Here is a 16,097-nt window from a genome sequence, read left to right as displayed (position 1 = left end):
TGACGGCCCCTTAGACCCAGTAGGGCACGCGGGCCCGGTACTTACGCAGCGCCAGCAGCGCCAGTCCCCAGCCGGCCACGGTGATCGCCAGCACGATGTACCAGTGGTAGGCCTGCTGGTCCTGGCCGATCATCGGCGCCCGGATGATGTCGAGGTAGTGGAACAGCGGGTTGATCTCGGCCAGCTTGACGCGCTGGGCGGCCTGCCCGCCCTGCGCCTCGAGGCTCTGCGTCGTCCACATGATCGGGGTGAGCACGAACAGCAGCAGTGTGAGGCTGGACAGGATCGGGGCGATGTCGCGGTAGCGGGTGGCGAAGATGCCGAACAGGATCGCCACCCAGACGGCGTTGAGCACGATCAGGCCCAGCGCCGGGATCGCCGCGAGGGACGTCCAGGTCAGGTCTCGCCACACTCCGAAGGCGAAGATCATGATCACGTAGATCACGAGATTGTGGGCGAAGAACAGCAACTGCCGCCACACGAGCCGGTAGATGTGCACGCTCAGCGCCGACGGCAACTGCTTGATCAGGCCCTCGTTGGCGATGAACACCTCCGAGCCCTCCAGGATGGAGGCGCTGATCATGTTCCAGACGATCAGTCCGACCGTCACGTACGGCAGGAACTCGTCGAGCGGAATGTCCAGCAGCGCGGCGTACAGGATGCCGATGGCGGTGGCCTGGACACCGGTGGCGATGGTGATCCAGAACGGACCGATGACCGAGCGCCGGTAGCGCTGCTTGATGTCCTGCCAGGCCAGGCTGAGCCACAGCTCGCGCTGGGCGAAGCCGTCGCGCAGATCCTTCAGGCCGCGCCGGAAGGTCTGCGAATCCGACACCACCGGAGAGTCCGCGGCGGTGGGCTCGGGATCGAGGGCAGAAGCTGACACGAGGTCCGAGCCTACCGGGGATCGTGGTCGGGCCGTCGCTACAGGTACTGACCGGTACCCGGGGCACCCGGTCCCGGGCCGTGCCGTTCGTCGGGGCGCGGTCCGCCCCCCAGCATGCCCGGCGGCAGCGCACCCTGACGCATCTGCTCGAGCTGCGCCCGCGCCGCCATCTGCTGCGCGAACAGTGCCGTCTGGATGCCGTGGAACAGGCCCTCGAGCCAACCGACGAGCTGAGCGTGCGCGATCCGCAGCTCCGCGTCGGACGGCACCTCGTCCTGACCGAAGGGCAACGCGAGCCGTTGGAGTTCCTCGCGCAGTTCCGGGGCGAGGCCCTCGCCGAGCTCCTGGATGGAGGACTGGTGGATCTCGCGCAGACGGGCACGGCTCGCATCGTCGAGCGGCGCGGCGCGGACCTCCTCGAGCAGCTGCTTGATCATGGTGCCGATCCGCATGACCTTCGCCGGCTGCTCGACCATGTCGGCGAGCGACTCGGCGTCATCCGGCTTCTCCTGGGGCTCGGCGGCGGACTCCCGCGGATCACCGGAGGCGGTACCGTCGCGCTGGACCGCGACGGGATTGCCGTCGGGTCCGATCACGAGGACGTGCTCATTCTCCGAATGCGTCATGGTTCCATCTTGTCCTCTCGCCGGTGCCGTTGCCGAGTCAGGTTCCCGATACGGGAGGTTTCACCCGACATTGCGCTCCGTACATGCACCTTCGGAGGGCGTACGGGACCGACGTGGACGACACACGATTGACACCGGGATTTAGAGTGTCACGCATGGCTTACGACGTTGCCCGGATCCGGGGGTTGATTCCCTCGCTCGGCGACGGTTGGATCCATCTCGACCCACAGGCCGGAATGCAGATTCCCGACGCGGTCTCCCGCGCGGTGTCGACGGCATTCCGCAACGCCGCGGCGTCCCCGACGGGCCGGCACACCTCCAACCGTCGGAGCGCGTCGCTGCTGCAGGCGGCGCGCGTCGCCGTCGCCGATCTCGTCGGCGGTGACCCGGCGGGTGTGGTGCTCGGACCGGATCGGGCGGTCCTGCTGGCCTGGCTCGCGGAGTCACTCAGTTCCCGGCTCGGGCTCGGCACCGGGCTCGTGCTGTCCCGGCTGGACGACGAGGCCAACGTGGCGCCGTGGCTGCGCGTCGCGAGCCGCTACGGCGCCCAGGTCCGGTGGGCCGAGGTCGAGATCGAGACGTGCGAGCTGCCGAGCTGGCAGTTCGAGGAACTGATCACTCCCACCACCCGGCTCGTCGCGCTGACCGCCGCGTCGTCGCTCGTAGGTTCCGCGCCGGACGTGCGCGTCGCCGCCGACCGGCTCCACGAGGTCGGCGGGCTCATGGTGGTCGACGCGGCCGGGGCCGGGCCCTACGCGCACGTCGACATCCACGAACTCGGCGCCGACGTGCTCGCGGTCAACGCGTCCGCGTGGGGGGGACCGCAGGTCGGCGCCCTGGTGTTCCGCGACCCGGCGCAACTCGACCGGATCCCGGCGGTCTCCCTGGATCCGCACGCACGCGGCCCCGAGCGGCTCGAAGTCGGCGGCCATCAGTTCGCGATGCTCGCCGGGCTCGTCACGTCCGTCGACTTCCTCGCGGCCCTCGACGACGAGGCGACCGGCACGCGCCGCGAGCGTCTCGAAACGTCGATCAGTTCGCTGCAGGGCTACCAGGACCAGCTGTTCGAGCGGCTGATGCGCCTGCTCGACAACCTGCCCGACGTGATGGTGATCGGCCGTGCGTCGAGCCGCGTGCCGACGCTGAGCTTCACCGTCGCGGGGGTGCCCGCCGAGAAGGTCGCCGCGCATCTCGCCGACCGTCGCATCGCCACCGTCGCGGTCAGCCGCGGCACGAGCCGCCTGCTCGACTCGCTCGGCGTCAGCGACGAGGGCGGCGCGGTCACCATCGGCCTGGCCCCGTACACCACCCGCTACGAGCTCGACCAGCTGGTGCGCGAGCTGCGCAACCTCACCGCCTCCTGACCGGGCCGACCGGCCTAGTGCCGATCGATGCGCAGCACGACCTTGCCGACGGTGTCGGGGGAATCCAGCATCTCGTGGGCCCGCGCGGCCTCGGTGATCGGCACCTCTGCGTGTACGACGGGCCGGACCTGGGCCTCGGCGATCATCGGCCACACGTGCTCGCGAACCTGCGCGACGATCGTGCTCTTGCCGGAACGGCCGGTCTCCGGCCGCCCGCGCAGGCCCGTGGCGAGGACGTGCCCGCGCTTGGCGAGCAGCTTGCCGAGGTTGAGCTCGCCCTTCGCGCCGCCCTGCATGCCGATCACCACGAGCCGGCCGTCGGGGGAGAGCACGTCGACGTTGCGGGACAGGTAGGCCGCGCCCATGTTGTCGAGCACCACGTCGGCGCCGCCGAACCGGCCTCGGACCTCGGCGACGAAGTCCTGCGAGCGGTAGTCGATCGCGAGGTCGGCGCCGAGCTCACGGCAGTAGTCGAGCTTGCCGGCCGACGCGGTCACCGCGACCTTCGCGCCCAGCGCCTTGCCGACCTGGATGGCGTGGGTGCCGATGCCGCCCCCACCGCCGTGCACGAGCAGCACCTCACCGCGGCGCAGGCCCGCCGCCATCACCACGTTCGACCACACGGTGCACGCCACCTCGGGCAGTGACGCCGCCACCGCGAGATCCACGCCCTCCGGCACGGGCAGGACCTGTCCGGCGGGGACGACGACCTGCTCGGCGTAGCCGCCGCCGGTCAGCAGCGCGCACACCCGGTCGCCGATCGACCAGCCGCTCACGCCCTCACCGAGTTCGGCGATCACCCCCGAGCATTCGAGACCCAGGACGTCGCTCGACCCGGGCGGCGGCGGGTACAGGCCGCGGCGCTGCAGCAGATCGGCACGGTTGACGGCCGTCGCGGCCACGTCGATCAGGACCTGTCCGGGACCGGGGGTGGGGTCGGGCTGCTCGGCCCACTGCATGACCCCGGAGCCGCCGGGTTCGGTGATCGTGATTGCGCGCATGGGTTCGACGCTATCGCGACACGCCGACGCAGGGGCGACACGCAGCGAACTGACCGGCGAGTAACACAGACGACGGCCTGCCTCTACACTGCCCGCGTGACAGCCGAACTGCATGCCGACCGTCCCGATCCGCGCTGGCTCGACACGGACGAGCAGCGGGCATGGCGGGCCTACATCGACGGCAATCACCGGCTCATGGATCGACTCAATCGCGACCTGCAGGAGGCGCACGGCCTGTCCCTGGCCGAGTACCGGATCCTGGTGCTGCTCTCCGAGGCTCCCGACGGGGCGCTGCGCATGAGCGACCTCGCCGACGGGGTGCTGTCGTCCCGCAGTCGCCTCACCCACCAGATCCGCCGCATGGAGGCCGCGTCGATGGTGGTGCGCAGTTCCTGCCTCGAGGACGGCCGCGGCGTCCTCGCCACCCTCACCGACGAGGGCCGCCGCCGGCTCACCGAGGCCGCGCCCACGCACGTCGCCGGTGTGCGCCGCAACCTCGTCGACCTGCTCACGAGGACGCAGATCCGGACCCTCTCCGAGATCTTCACCAAGGTGGAGGCGGCCGTGGACGACAGGTGTGGTTAGGATTTGCCACGGAAGCGTGGCAGAGCGGCCGAATGCACTCGCCTTGAAAGCGAGCGTCGTGAGAGCGACCGGGGGTTCAAATCCCTCCGCTTCCGCCGGAAGGAGAGCCCGTCACCTGCGGCGTGTGTGCAGGTGACGGGCTTCGTCGTCGGACGGGCGCAGGTGGCACCGGAGCGCCCGGATCCGACGGCGAGTGTCGCTCCAGGAACGTGTTCTCGCCTCCTACACTGACGGAATGGCCGGCACAGCAGCTCGGGCGGCGGCAGCGCTCGCGGTGGGCCTGCTGACCGCCTGCGCGGCGCCGCATCCGGCAGCGGAACCGGAGCGGACCGCGGTCGACGTGGCCACCGACGGCTACGTCTACGGCTACGCGCCCGTGACGCTCGCGCGGACCCGGGCGAACATGCTCTGCCTGCTTCCGGTGAACCGGCTCCACCACCAGTCCGCGACGGCCGATCCCACCTCGCGCGTCGTCGTCGCCCCCAACGTCGACACACTGTATTCGATTGCGTGGCTGGATCTTCGGGAAGGACCGGTGCTGCTCACGCACCCGGAGGCGGGGGATCGGTACTTCGACTTCCAATTTCTCGACATCTATACCGACGTCTTCGCCAACGTCGGCACCCGGGCGACGGGATCGGCCGCAGGCGCCCACGTCGTCGTCCCACCGGGATGGAACGGTCCGCTGCCGGCGGGAGCGGCCGTGATCGAGTCACCCACGTGGGACGCCTGGATGATCGGCCGGACTCTCGTCGAGGCGCAGACCGACCTCGAGGCCGCCCGGGCCGTGCAGCGGCAGTACTCGCTCACCGTGCTGACCGCCCCCGTCGCCGACGCGCCGCCACCGCTGCCGCCGACCGCGTGCGGAAGCAACCCCGACCCGCAGGCGCTCGCGGCGTCGGGGCCGCAGTTCTTCGACGAGTTGTCGGCGATCCTGGCCGCGAACCCACCACCGCCCGCCGACGGACCGTTGCTCGACGAACTCGCCGGCCTCGGGGTCGGGCCCGGCGCCCGGCCGAGTGCCGGGCCGGCGGACACCGTCGCCGCACTCGCCACCGGGGTGATCCGCGGCGAGCGACGCATCCGGGACCTCGTCGACTCGGGCGAGCAGTCCGGTGCGGTGTGGGGCTCGCTGGCGACCGCGGGCCGGTACGGCACCGACTACCTGCAGCGCGCGGTGGTCGCGACGATCGGGCTCGGCGCGAACGTGCCGGAGGAATCGACGTACCACGTGGCCCGCACCGCGGCGGACGGATCGGCGCTGCGGGGCGAGGCCGGTTACCTCCTGCGCTTCCCGCCCGAGGGGCCGCCGGTGGACGACCGCGGCTTCTGGTCCGTCACCGTGTACGGCCCCGACATGTTCCTCGTCGCCAACCCTGTCGACCGCTACGCCGTCGGCGACCGGACGCCCGGACTGGTCCGTGGTCCCGACGGTGCGCTCGACGTGTGGGTCTCGTCCCGGCCGCCGGTGTCGGGCGGCTCGAACTGGCTGCCGGCGCCGCCCGGGGAATTCGTGCTGATGTTCCGGTCGTACCTGCCGACGGACCGGGCGTGGACCCCGCCGGAACCGACCCCACAGCCGTAGCCGGCGACGCGGTGCCCCACCGTCACCAAGGGCGGCGATCCGCGTTGGTGACGAGCCCCACTTTCTTGACCCGCCCCGGTCCGTACTGTGGAATCGGATTTTCCGAAGTCGGGGGACGAAGGAAGTTGATGCTCAGAGCTGTGGTCGCGACGCTCGTCGCGGCGTTCGTTTTGCCACTGTCCGTGACGTCCGTCGTGTCCGCCGAGCCGGCGGCATCCGCGCGGGTGGATCGGGTGGAGTCCCTCACCGCTCGACGCTCGGCGGTGTTCGTGTACTCGCCGTCGATGCAGCGGGTCGTCCAGGTGCAGGTCCTGCACCCCGCCGGGGACGGGCAGCGCCCGTCCCTCTACCTGCTCGACGGCGTCAGCGCCGGCGCCGAGTCGGACTACCGCGAGAGCACGTGGACGCAGCGCACGGACCTCGTCGACTTCGTCGCCGACAAGAACGTGAACGTGGTGCTGCCGATCGGCGGTACCGCCAGCTACTACACGGACTGGCTCGCGCCGGACCCCGTTCTGGGCGTGAACGCGTGGGAGACCTTCCTGACGAAGGAACTGCCGCCGCTGATCGACGCCCGCTTCGCGGGCAACGGAGTGAACGCCATCGGCGGACTGTCGATGGGCGCGACGGGGGCGGCGAGCCTGATCGCCCGGAATCCGGACCTGTACCGGGGCGTGGCCGCGCTGAGCGGCTGCCTGGACACGTCGAAGGCGTCCGCGCAGGACGCGGTGCGCGGGACCGTCGCCTACAAGGGCGGCAATCCGGACAACATGTGGGGTGCACCGGGGGATCCGGCGTGGGCGGCACACGACCCGTACGCCCTGGCCGAGCGGCTGCGCGGCAAGGAGATCTTCATCAGCACCGGCAACGGCCTGCCCGGCCCGTACGACGTCGGCCCCGACGCGGAGGCTCTCGACGTGGGCGGACCGCTCGAGGTCGGCGCCTTCGTGTGCACGATCGGCTTCGACCGGCGGCTGCGGGAGCTGAGAATCCCCGCCACCATCGTCTACCGCCCGTACGGCACGCATTCGTGGCCCTACTGGCAGGACGACCTGCGCACCGCCTGGCCGACGCTCGAACGCGCCCTCGGTCTCGGCTGAGCGGTTCCGTCAGGGCAGCGCGATGCGGTCGGTGGCCGGCGGCGGGACGGGCGCGTGCTGCGCCAGGTAGTCGTTCAGGGCGTCGAGCTCGGCACCCGCCCCCGTCGCCCGTCGCGCCTGTGTGAACCCGGTGAATCCGTCGCCGCCCTCGGCGAGGAACCCGTTGACGACCACCCGGTAGGCCGCGGCCGCATCGAGCGGCCGATCGGCGATCGTGACATCCCGGATCCGGCTGCCGGGCGCCGCGGCCCGGTCGAGGACGTAGCGCAGGGTGTGCGACGGCGCGAGGATCCGTTCGCGGCCCGCGCCGGTTCCGTCCTGCTGGAACTGCTGCTCGAGGATCCCGACCAGTTCCGCACCGGTGAGCTCGAGCACCTGCAGCCGGTTCCCGAACGGCTGGGCTGCGTAGGCGTCGCCGTAGGTGACGACCCCGTCACCGGAATGCAGCAGGTCGGCGCGCACTCCACCGGGATTCGTGAGCGCGAGCTGCGCCCCGGCGGGTTCGGCGGCCGCCAGCTGCGCGTCCGCGACGAGGTTGCCGAGGGCCGACTCGCCGCTGGGCGCGGTATCGCGGGTCAGGTCGGCGGCGATGCGGCCGACGACGCGTTCGGCGACGTCGCGCGACTCGTCGACGGCCCGGTCCACGAACTGCTGCGTGCGCGGGTCGGGGGCGATGTCGTGCGTCACGATCTGATTGAACGCGTGGGTGCGGTCGCGCAGCACGTCGCGGCTCTCCCGGTCGATCGTCAGGTCCGCGACCGAGATGATGCGCCCGTGCGAGGCGCCCTGCAGCACGGTCCGGGGACTGCCCGCCGGGTCGGGGTAGCTGCAGTTGAAACTGTCGTCGCCGTCCGCGGTGACGATGACATCCACCTTCGGCGACACCCGGGTGGCGAGGCTGCGCGCGGGCCCGGCGGTGGCGTCGCACGGGTCGGTCCCGGCGGGCGGCGTCAACGCGCCCTTGTAGAGCAGGACGATCGAGCGGACGCCGAGGGCATCGAGCGCGTCGGCGGTGCGGTCGACGGCCGTGATCTCGTCGGTGAACTGCAGGCCGGCGATGTCGTCGCCGCGCACCACCTGCGGCGTGTCGTGGGGGGCGATGCCGATGACGCCGACCGGCACACCGTCGACGTAGTCCACGGTGAACGGCAGGGCCGCGGGGCTGCCGTCGGCGTCGGCGACGTTCGCCGCGATCAGCGGGAAGGTGGCTCCGGCGAACTCCTCGTCGTACCGGCAGCCCTCCGGGTGGCAGCCGCCGTCGCGCAGGCGCTGCAACTCGGCGTAGCCGTTGTCGAACTCGTGGTTGCCGAGGGCGGCCGCGGTCACGTCGAGGCCGTTGAGCAGGTCGACGGTGGGTTCGTCGTGGAACATCGCCGACTCGATCGGGGACGAGCCCCAGGTGTCGCCGACGGAGTAGAGCACCGAGTTGTCCGCCTGCGAGCGCAGCTGCCGGACGTAGGCGGCGAGATATGCGGCGCCGCCCGCCGGAACGGATGCGCCGTCGGAGCGGACGACCTCGCTGCGGGGGCCCTGGGGCGGGAGGAGGCTGCCGTGCAGGTCGCGGAAGGCGATGAGCCGCAGCGGCAGGGCGTCCGGGGGGATCGCGGTCGCGGGGGCCACGGCGAGCGACGTCCACAGCGCGCCGGTCAGCAGGGCCGCGGACAGGGTCCACCGGCGTGCCACGCCTGAACCCATCCGCACACTCCAACTTCCGTAGCCGACCGGACGAGTGTGCCAACGGATGGTCACGCGATCGCCACCCGGCGATAACGGTTGGGTCTCGTAGGCGTTCCTGCGCAGGTCAGGGCTTCGAGATTTCCGCGATCTCGACGCCCTTGCCGGTCGCAAATGCGAGGAACGCGTCGTTCTCGTGCGGATCGCCGATGGTCACCCGCACCCCGTCGTCCGCGTACTGGCGCACCAGCACACCGGCCTCCGCGCACGCCTCGGAGAACGCCGCCGACCGGTCACCGAGCGGCAACCACACGAAGTTGGCGTAGCTCTCCGGCACGGGATAGCCGGCGTCTACGAGCGCCGTCCGCACCCGGTCGCGCTCGGCGAGCACGCTGTCGGTGCGCTCGAGCAGTTCGTCGGCCGCCGCCAGGGACGCGATGGCCGCCTGCTGTGCGAGCGAGCTGACGCTGAACGGGGTGTGCACCTTGTTCAGGACCTTGATCACCGACGGGTCGCCGACGAGATAGCCGACCCGCAGGCCGGCCAGGCCGTAGGCCTTCGAGAAGGTCCGCAGCACCACGACGTTCGGCCGGCCGGCGGCGAGCGCGATCCCGTCCGCCTGCTCCTCGCCGGGCTTCGGGCGGGCGTATTCGAAGTAGGCCTCGTCGAGCGCGACGAGCACCTGCGGCGGCACCGCGTCGAGGAACCGTTCCAGCTCCGCTCTGCCCAGCAGCGCCCCGGTCGGGTTGTTGGGGTTGCAGACGAACACCACCCGGGTGCGGTCGGTGATCGCGGCGAGCATCGCGTCGAGGTCGTGGCCGTGCTCCGGGGTGTTGGGCACCGGCACCGACTTCGCGCCGGCCACCGCCGTCACCACCGGGTACGCCTCGAACGACCGCCAGGAGAACACGACCTCGTCGCCGTCGTTGCAGGTCGAGAGCACCAGTTCCTGGCACAGGCTCACCGAGCCGTTGCCCACGGCGATGTTCTCCGGCTTCACCCCCAGCCGCCCGGCCAGCGCGCCGATGAGCACGGCCGCCATGTTGTCCGGATACCGGTGGACCGTGTACGCCGCCTCGGCGATCGCGTCGCGCACGCTGGGCAGGGGACCGACGGTGGTCTCGTTGCTGGCGAGCTTGATCGCGCCCGGGAAACTGCGGCCGGGCACATAGGACGGGATCGAGGTGAGGTCGGGGCGGGTCCGTGGGGTCACCAGCCGATTATGCGCCCGGCGATTGCGTGCACGGTCGTGGTGGGTCGTGTCATCGTGGACGGTATGTCGGGAATCCACACTGCCGCGGCCCGGTTGCCGGACGGGTCGGGGCAGGTACCGCTGACCGTGTTTCGGCCGGAGGGTGCCATCCGCGGTGGCATCGTCGTGCTGCACGAATCCCGTGTGTTTCCGCCGGCCCTGCTGGCGTTCATGGAGGTTCTGGCTGCCGAGGGCTGGCTGGTCGTGGCTCCGAATCTGTTCCACCGCGAGTTCACCGAGGACGACGAGGTGTTCGGGCAGAACCTGTTCGACGACGTCGATGCCGCGATGGACTGGCTGGTACGCAGTGGGGTCTACCCGGACGCGGTCGGCGTGATCGGGTTCGACGACGCCGGGACGGCGGCGCTCATCGTCGCCGCCAATCGGCGGGTGGGTGCCGCGGTCACCGTCGCGGCGCACGGCATCGTGCAGCCGTTGCGGCCCGACGTTCCCGCACTCGTCGAGGCCGTGCGCAACCTGCAGGCGCCGTGGCTCGGTCTGTACGGCGAGGACGACCCGACCACCCCGACCGGCGACGTCGAGCAGCTGCGCGAGGCTGCCGGACAGGCCGACGCACCGACCCTGGTCATCGGTTACCCCGGCCTGGCGCATCGCCCCGACGAGCCGCCGGTCGAGCACGACACCGCCGATCCGGACACCGACCCGGCCGAGGCGGCGATCATCGACGCACGGCGCCGGATCTTCGACTGGTTCGACGCGCACCTGCGCTGACCAGGCGTTTTGCGTTTGCCGTCCGAACGTGTGTAATCTTTCGTCCCGGCGGTTCGAGAGAATCGAAACCCCCCAGGGAGGCGTGCCAGAGCGGCCGAATGGGACTCACTGCTAATGAGTTGTCCCCTTTACGGGGGACCGGAGGTTCAAATCCTCTCGCCTCCGCCACGTCGGTGCAGCGTCGCCGGCGACAACTGAATATGAGAAACAACTGCATACCAGAAACAACTGCATACACGCACTGCGCCCGTAGCTCAACGGATAGAGCATCTGACTACGGATCAGAAGGTTAGGGGTTCGAATCCCTTCGGGCGCACAACGAAGAGCCCCTCACCCATTGTGGTGAGGGGCTCTCGCGTCGTGGCGGCCCCCCGGCCCCGACGATGGGGCAGGACCTACGACGTGCCGATCAGACCCTGGTCGTACGCCTTCTCGAAGTCGTCGTTGACGAGGACGACGGTGCGGTCGATCCGGTCGATCATGGACGCGGCGACGGATGCCCGGTAGCCGGAGGCGCAGTGCACCCACACCTCCCCGCGGGGTACCTCGTCGAGCCGCTCGGCGAGGTCGTGCAGCGGGATGTTGACCGCTCCGCGCACGTGGCCGTCCTCGTACTCGTCCTTCTGGCGCACGTCGAGGACCCGGACCTGCTCGCTGTCGATCTCCCGGGTCAGCTCCGCGAAGTCCGAGACGCGGTACGACCGAAGTTCGTGTCCGTTGACCAGGGTGTGGATCTCGCCGACGGCCGCTCCGGCGAGTTCGTCGACGCCGATGCGGACCAGTTCGCGCTTGGCGTCGGCGATCTGCTCGTCGCTCTCGCCGATGAGGGTCAGTGGCGCACCCCACTTGTAGAGCCACCCCAGGTAGGTGACGAAGGAGGTGGACAGCTCGAAGCCGAGTGTGCCGCCCAGGTGTCCCGCGGCGAAGGCGGTGCGCTCGCGCAGATCGACGACCCACTCACCGGCGTCGATGCGCCGGCGCAGCTCGGCCGGGTCGACCGGCTCCGGCGCAGACAGGTCGAGCGGCGACGGACCCGCCCTGTTGATCACGCCCATGTGGGCGTAGTACGCGGGGTAGGTATTGAGTCCGGCGATGAGCTCGTCGACGTAGGCCTGCTCGTCGCGGGTCAGCGCCGGGTTGACGTCGCGTTGCTGCCCGACGGTGGACGAGTCGCCGCTGGTGGGGGTCGCCGAGCAGAAGCTGCCGAAGCCGTGGGTGGGATACACCGGAGTGTCGGCCGGCACTTCGTCGGCGATCCGTCGCACGGAGCGGAACTGTGCGTGGGTCAGTTCCTCGGTGTACTGCGGGCCGACGAGATCGGTGCGGCCGGTCGAGCCGTACAGCATCGACCCGCCGGTGAAGATCCCGTGCGTGCCGCCGGTCGCGTCGAGCAGCACATAGCTGACGTGGTGGTGGGTGTGCCCGGGGGTGTGCATCACCCGCAGCCGGATGGGACCGGCGTCGATCAGGTCGCCGTCGTGGACGGCACGTCGCTCGTAGTCCACGTCGTCGCCGGCTGGAACGATGTACTCGGCCTCGACGGCGCGGGACAGTTCCAGCCCACCGGTGACGTAGTCGTTGTGGATGTGGGTCTCGAGGACATGGGTGATGCGCGCTCCGCGGTCGTTGGCGAGCGCGAGCACTCGATCGATGTCCCGCTGTGGATCCACGACGACGGCGACGTCCGCCTCGGTGACGAGATAGCTGCGATCGCCGAGGCTCGAGGTTTCGATGATCGATACGTCCATGTCGATGCCTTTCCACGGTACTTCCACTATGCCCCCGGATACCCCGGGGCGTACGAAGAATGCGTGGAGTGCGGGAAGAGTTTCGGCTCAGCGCAGGAACAGTGTGTCCACCAGCACGTACGCGGCCACGACGAAGACGAGATAGGCGAACCACCGCCGCAGCCGTCCGGTTTCCATGCGCGTGCCGAGGTGACCGGCGACAAGCGACGCGACGACCGCGGCCCCGGCGAACGCCGCCGTGATCGACCAGTCGATGTCGGCGTCCCCGAGATGCGCGATCAGCCCGGCCGCCGAGTTGGCGACGATGACGACGAGGGAGGTCCCGACGGCGACGCCCATCTCCAATCCGAGGAGCATCACCAGCGCGGGGATGATCAGGAAGCCGCCGCCGACGCCGAACAGGCCGGTCAAGAAGCCCACCCCCAGGCCGGCCGGGATCGCCCTCGGCGCGCATCGCTTCCAGTCGATGCCGAAGTTGCCGGTCTTGCACGCGGTCCCGGCGTCGTCGCTCTCGCGCAACATCCGGATCCCCGCGACCACCATCACGACGGCGAAGCCCACCAGCAGCACCGGTTGCGGCAGCAGCGTGCCCACAGCCGTGCCGGCGAACGTCGCGGGGATGCCGGCCGCGGCGAACACCGCGGCCAGCCGCCAGTCGACCTGCCCGGCCCGAGCCTTGGGGATCGCCCCGGACAGGGCTGCGGCCCCGACGACGATCAGCGAGATCGGGATGGCCTGGCGGAAGTCGAGTCCGAGGCCGTACACCAGGGCGGGGACCGCCAGGATGGATCCGCCGCCCCCGAGGAGGCCGAGCAGGACCCCGATGACCGCTCCGAGAACGAGCGCGATCGCCGGTTGCACCGCTTCCTCCTTCGCCGGTCAGGAATCGGCAGTACCCGGTCCCGCCGCGAACAATGCGGCCTGCACCCGATCCGCGGCCTCCGCGGGGTCCTCGTGCTCCCAGATCCGCACCGCCGTCCATCCGGCCGCGGCGAGCGCCGCGTCGGTGTCCCGGTCCCGGGCCACGTTCCCGGCGAGCTTGGCGGCCCACCACTCGGCGTTGTTCTTCGGATCGGTGGCGTGCTGCGGGCAACGATGCCAGAAGCACCCGTCGACATACACCGCAACGCGGCGGCGCGGGAACACCAGGTCGGCGCGACGACGGATCCCCGGCAGGGGAGCACGATCGACGAAGTAGCGCACCCCGCGACGATGCAACTCCCGGCGCAGGGCCACCTCGGGGACGGTGTCCCTGCGCCGCTGCCGGCTCATCCGGGCGCTGGTCTGCGGATCGGTGGAGGGCACGGCGGTCGGCTCCGTCCTCAGGCCGCGGCCTCGGGGAAGCCGCCCATGCGGTCCAGGTGGGATTCGACGTCGTCGAGGAAGCCGGGCACGAATCTCAGGTTCCCGGACCGGGCCCGCCGCAGGAAACCGGCGGTGGCCCGCGCCGACAGCAGGCGCGCGTCCTCCAGGAATCCGGCGAGATCCTCGTACGGTTCCTGCACCGGCCAGTGCGACTCGTGCACCCGGAAAGCCCGCCGCCGCGCGCCCCAGGCGGCACTCGGCCAGGGGTCGCCGGGCCGCAGCGGGGTCTCGTGGTCGGGTGAGTAATCGATCGGCCGCCCGAGCCGTCCACCGACCCACGCGGCCATGCGCACGCTCACTGCGTTGCCGACGAGTCGCCACCGATGCCCGGTCCGCACACCGGGCGCCTGGATGGCGGGTGCGGTCCAGTCGGGGTCGAAGCCCTGCAGCCGTTCGGCGTCGATCAGACCGGGAGTGACGATCTCGCCCGACGGCAGCCGCACTGCCGGCGGACTCGCGATGCCCACCGTGGAGCCGCCCTTGAGCGTGGGCACGGCGTTGACCGCCCAGCCGAGACCGCGCACGCCTTCGGTCCAGTAGAACCCGCACGGGTGGGTGCCGGGATCGCCTTCCGCGGGGGCGCCGGCGTCCTCGCCGAACAACACCGTCCGGGGGTCGTCGGTGCGCGAGGCGAGCATGAGCACCCGCTGCCGGCGCTGCGGGAGTCCGAACGCGCGGGCATCGACGACCCGGTACGCCCACGCGTACCCGAGATCCTCGAGCGCATCGGTGATGTGACGCATCGCGGCGCCGCGTCCGAGTTGCAGCATGAAGGGGACGTTCTCGATGAGCAGCCATCGCGGGCCCTGCTTGCGCCGCACCAACCGGAACACCTCGTCGACGAGGCCCGACCGGGAGCCGGTGATGCCCGCGGTCCTGCCGGCCTGCGACAGGTCCTGGCACGGAAAGCCCGCGGTGACGACCTCGGTTGCCTGGGGCAGGGAACGGAGGCGGGTGACGTCGGTGTGCAGAGGTACATCGGCGAAGCGGGCGCGGAGCACGGCCTGGGCTCCGGCGTCGATCTCGCAGAGCAGTTCGGTGCGCCAGCCGTGCTCGGCCAGGCCGAGCTCGAGTCCGCCGATACCGGCGAACAAACCCACCATGTTCCCGGTCGACGTCACGGCACCCTTTCTCGCTTTGCTCACGGAGCACGTTACTCGAGAATTCGGGCGGCCCGTGCCGCGACGCGAGATGCAATGATCACGTCCGCCGAAAGAGCGAGGCGTGTGCCTCGGGGGACGCGATCGACTCGAAGGCGGCCTTCATCCGGACCACGGCCTCGATCCGGCGGGCCACGCTCGGTGCGACGTCACCTGCACAGTCGCCGGCCTCGCGGTCGCCGATCCCGAGGAGGAGCTCGTCGAGCGCGGCGAGGTAGTCCTGGCAGGCCGCCGCGCACGTCGCTGCCGCGGGGGACCCCGAGCCGGGTCCGTCCGCCCGGCCCGGCGGGACGATCTCTGCGGGAAAGCCACTCATGGGTCTCCTATGCCTGACGTGATCGGGGACGCGCGCCGCGGAACGACAACGACGGTGCCACGCAGTGCGCACGCCGGCTACGGTCCGCGCGGGGACTGCCACGAGGCGGACGCCTCGGAAGGTGAGACGCAGTGGCACAGGGGATGGTTCCGCGTCGCGGAAACAGCCGTCCTCGCGGGCAAACACCCGTCCTGACCTGGCGATTTGGCGCGGGGTCGAATGATCACGTAACTTATTCCAGGTCAGAGCGACACGGACACCGACCCGGCCCGCAGGGGCCCGGGAAAACGAGGTTGGACGAAGGCGCCTGATTAACCCGATTGAAAACCTTCTGGTAGGGTTTTCAATCGCTCCTGAGATCGGATCGGCCGCGGATTTTGATTCCGAAAGCCCCCGATGTTAGGCTGGAACGGTTGCCCCGGAGTGAAGCACTGAAAAGTGCGTAGCGATGGTGTGCGCGTGTTCTTTGAGAACTCAACAGTGTGCCGATGAATGTCAGTGCCAAATATTTTGTTTGGTGCGATCAGATCAGACGCCGACCATGGTGTCAAGCCGATGAGGTGTCGTGAGATGATCGTTGCTGGCTGCCGCATTCTTCCGTCTGTGGTGGTCAGTGTTTTTTGCTGGTTTGAGTTTTTTGCTGGTGATTTGGCTCGATGTCTATGACTGATCGGCCCTTCGGGGTTTGATTGTGAGTCTTCAA

At 70.3% G+C, this 16,097-nt stretch carries 15 protein-coding genes and 3 tRNA genes; 8 read left to right on the top strand and 10 right to left on the bottom strand.

What is annotated here, in order from left to right:
* Window positions 1-10: 10 nt before the first annotated feature.
* Both wzm and G6039_RS24165 read right to left on the bottom strand, forming a co-directional pair.
* On the bottom strand, window positions 11-886 hold the full coding sequence (wzm, locus tag G6039_RS24170) for a galactan export ABC transporter permease subunit Wzm/RfbD (protein ID WP_006932781.1): 876 nt from the start codon (window positions 884-886) through the stop codon (window positions 11-13).
* Between the two features lie 38 nt (window positions 887-924).
* The gene (locus G6039_RS24165) at window positions 925-1,512 is read right to left on the bottom strand and encodes a bacterial proteasome activator family protein (protein WP_029547045.1); all 588 of its coding nucleotides are present in this window, start codon (window positions 1,510-1,512) and stop codon (window positions 925-927) included.
* 155 nt (window positions 1,513-1,667) lie between these two features.
* Between G6039_RS24165 and G6039_RS24160 the strand changes: the two genes are divergently transcribed.
* Window positions 1,668-2,876 carry a cysteine desulfurase-like protein gene (locus G6039_RS24160; RefSeq protein WP_043796750.1) on the top strand — a complete coding sequence of 403 codons (1,209 nt, stop codon included), beginning with the start codon at window positions 1,668-1,670 and terminating at the stop codon, window positions 2,874-2,876.
* A gap of 14 nt (window positions 2,877-2,890) precedes the next feature.
* On the opposite strand, the gene G6039_RS24155 is transcribed toward G6039_RS24160, so the two are convergent.
* Window positions 2,891-3,877, bottom strand: coding sequence for an NAD(P)H-quinone oxidoreductase (locus G6039_RS24155; protein WP_006932790.1), 987 nt, complete (start codon window positions 3,875-3,877; stop codon window positions 2,891-2,893).
* Window positions 3,878-3,973: 96 nt separating this feature from the next.
* On the opposite strand from G6039_RS24155, the gene G6039_RS24150 reads away from it, so the two are divergent.
* From G6039_RS24150 to G6039_RS24135, 4 genes are all read left to right on the top strand, one after another.
* Window positions 3,974-4,462, top strand: coding sequence for a MarR family winged helix-turn-helix transcriptional regulator (locus G6039_RS24150; RefSeq protein ID WP_006932792.1), 489 nt, complete (start codon window positions 3,974-3,976; stop codon window positions 4,460-4,462).
* A 10-nt stretch (window positions 4,463-4,472) separates the two neighbouring features.
* Window positions 4,473-4,557, top strand: a tRNA-Ser gene (locus G6039_RS24145).
* Between the two features lie 179 nt (window positions 4,558-4,736).
* Window positions 4,737-6,047: a DUF1254 domain-containing protein gene (locus G6039_RS24140; protein ID WP_043796764.1), complete on the top strand. Its 1,311-nt coding sequence runs from the start codon at window positions 4,737-4,739 to the stop codon at window positions 6,045-6,047.
* Window positions 6,048-6,175: 128 nt separating this feature from the next.
* Window positions 6,176-7,147, top strand: coding sequence for an alpha/beta hydrolase (locus G6039_RS24135; RefSeq protein WP_043796747.1), 972 nt, complete (start codon window positions 6,176-6,178; stop codon window positions 7,145-7,147).
* A 9-nt stretch (window positions 7,148-7,156) separates the two neighbouring features.
* Here G6039_RS24135 and G6039_RS24130 read toward each other — a convergent pair whose 3' ends face one another.
* Window positions 7,157-8,842 carry a bifunctional metallophosphatase/5'-nucleotidase gene (locus tag G6039_RS24130; protein WP_037201328.1) on the bottom strand — a complete coding sequence of 562 codons (1,686 nt, stop codon included), beginning with the start codon at window positions 8,840-8,842 and terminating at the stop codon, window positions 7,157-7,159.
* Between the two features lie 106 nt (window positions 8,843-8,948).
* Window positions 8,949-10,034, bottom strand: coding sequence for a histidinol-phosphate transaminase (gene hisC / locus G6039_RS24125; protein ID WP_029547050.1), 1,086 nt, complete (start codon window positions 10,032-10,034; stop codon window positions 8,949-8,951).
* A gap of 63 nt (window positions 10,035-10,097) precedes the next feature.
* On the opposite strand from hisC, the gene G6039_RS24120 reads away from it, so the two are divergent.
* From G6039_RS24120 to G6039_RS24110, 3 genes are all read left to right on the top strand, one after another.
* Window positions 10,098-10,805, top strand: a complete 708-nt coding sequence (locus G6039_RS24120) for a dienelactone hydrolase family protein (RefSeq protein ID WP_029547051.1) — start codon at window positions 10,098-10,100, stop codon at window positions 10,803-10,805.
* A gap of 76 nt (window positions 10,806-10,881) precedes the next feature.
* Window positions 10,882-10,973 (top strand) — tRNA-Ser (locus G6039_RS24115).
* A gap of 75 nt (window positions 10,974-11,048) precedes the next feature.
* Window positions 11,049-11,121: transfer RNA gene (locus G6039_RS24110), tRNA-Arg, on the top strand.
* Between the two features lie 79 nt (window positions 11,122-11,200).
* Here G6039_RS24110 and G6039_RS24105 read toward each other — a convergent pair.
* From G6039_RS24105 to G6039_RS24085, 5 genes are all read right to left on the bottom strand, one after another.
* The gene (locus G6039_RS24105) at window positions 11,201-12,553 is read right to left on the bottom strand and encodes an MBL fold metallo-hydrolase (protein ID WP_043796745.1); all 1,353 of its coding nucleotides are present in this window, start codon (window positions 12,551-12,553) and stop codon (window positions 11,201-11,203) included.
* Between the two features lie 87 nt (window positions 12,554-12,640).
* A complete protein-coding gene (locus G6039_RS24100) occupies window positions 12,641-13,414 on the bottom strand; it encodes a sulfite exporter TauE/SafE family protein (RefSeq protein WP_043796743.1) in 774 nt (257 codons plus the stop codon).
* An 18-nt stretch (window positions 13,415-13,432) separates the two neighbouring features.
* Complete coding sequence (locus tag G6039_RS24095) at window positions 13,433-13,858, bottom strand: very short patch repair endonuclease (protein WP_006932816.1); 426 nt, start codon at window positions 13,856-13,858, stop codon at window positions 13,433-13,435.
* Between the two features lie 17 nt (window positions 13,859-13,875).
* The gene (locus tag G6039_RS24090) at window positions 13,876-15,021 is read right to left on the bottom strand and encodes a DNA cytosine methyltransferase (RefSeq protein WP_043796739.1); all 1,146 of its coding nucleotides are present in this window, start codon (window positions 15,019-15,021) and stop codon (window positions 13,876-13,878) included.
* 97 nt (window positions 15,022-15,118) lie between these two features.
* Window positions 15,119-15,394, bottom strand: coding sequence for a hypothetical protein (locus G6039_RS24085; protein ID WP_043796738.1), 276 nt, complete (start codon window positions 15,392-15,394; stop codon window positions 15,119-15,121).
* Between the last annotated feature and the right edge of the window lie 703 nt (window positions 15,395-16,097).

The sequence above is a fragment of the Rhodococcus aetherivorans genome, from assembly GCF_011058165.1.
Lineage (GTDB): Bacteria > Actinomycetota > Actinomycetes > Mycobacteriales > Mycobacteriaceae > Rhodococcus > Rhodococcus aetherivorans.
This window is presented reverse-complemented; position numbering and strand designations above follow the sequence as displayed.

Bases quoted from the DNA above. Each gene is read 5' to 3' on its own strand.
- G6039_RS24120 (WP_029547051.1), top strand. From the start codon at position 10,098: ATGTCGGGAATCCACACTGCCGCGGCCCGGTTGCCGGACGGGTCGGGG.
- G6039_RS24155 (WP_006932790.1), bottom strand. From the start codon at position 3,877: ATGCGCGCAATCACGATCACCGAACCCGGCGGCTCCGGGGTCATGCAG.
- G6039_RS24160 (WP_043796750.1), top strand. From the start codon at position 1,668: ATGGCTTACGACGTTGCCCGGATCCGGGGGTTGATTCCCTCGCTCGGC.
- G6039_RS24135 (WP_043796747.1), top strand. From the start codon at position 6,176: ATGCTCAGAGCTGTGGTCGCGACGCTCGTCGCGGCGTTCGTTTTGCCA.
- G6039_RS24105 (WP_043796745.1), bottom strand. From the start codon at position 12,553: ATGGACGTATCGATCATCGAAACCTCGAGCCTCGGCGATCGCAGCTAT.
- G6039_RS24090 (WP_043796739.1), bottom strand. From the start codon at position 15,021: ATGGTGGGTTTGTTCGCCGGTATCGGCGGACTCGAGCTCGGCCTGGCC.
- G6039_RS24130 (WP_037201328.1), bottom strand. From the start codon at position 8,842: ATGGGTTCAGGCGTGGCACGCCGGTGGACCCTGTCCGCGGCCCTGCTG.
- G6039_RS24085 (WP_043796738.1), bottom strand. From the start codon at position 15,394: ATGAGTGGCTTTCCCGCAGAGATCGTCCCGCCGGGCCGGGCGGACGGA.
- G6039_RS24165 (WP_029547045.1), bottom strand. From the start codon at position 1,512: ATGACGCATTCGGAGAATGAGCACGTCCTCGTGATCGGACCCGACGGC.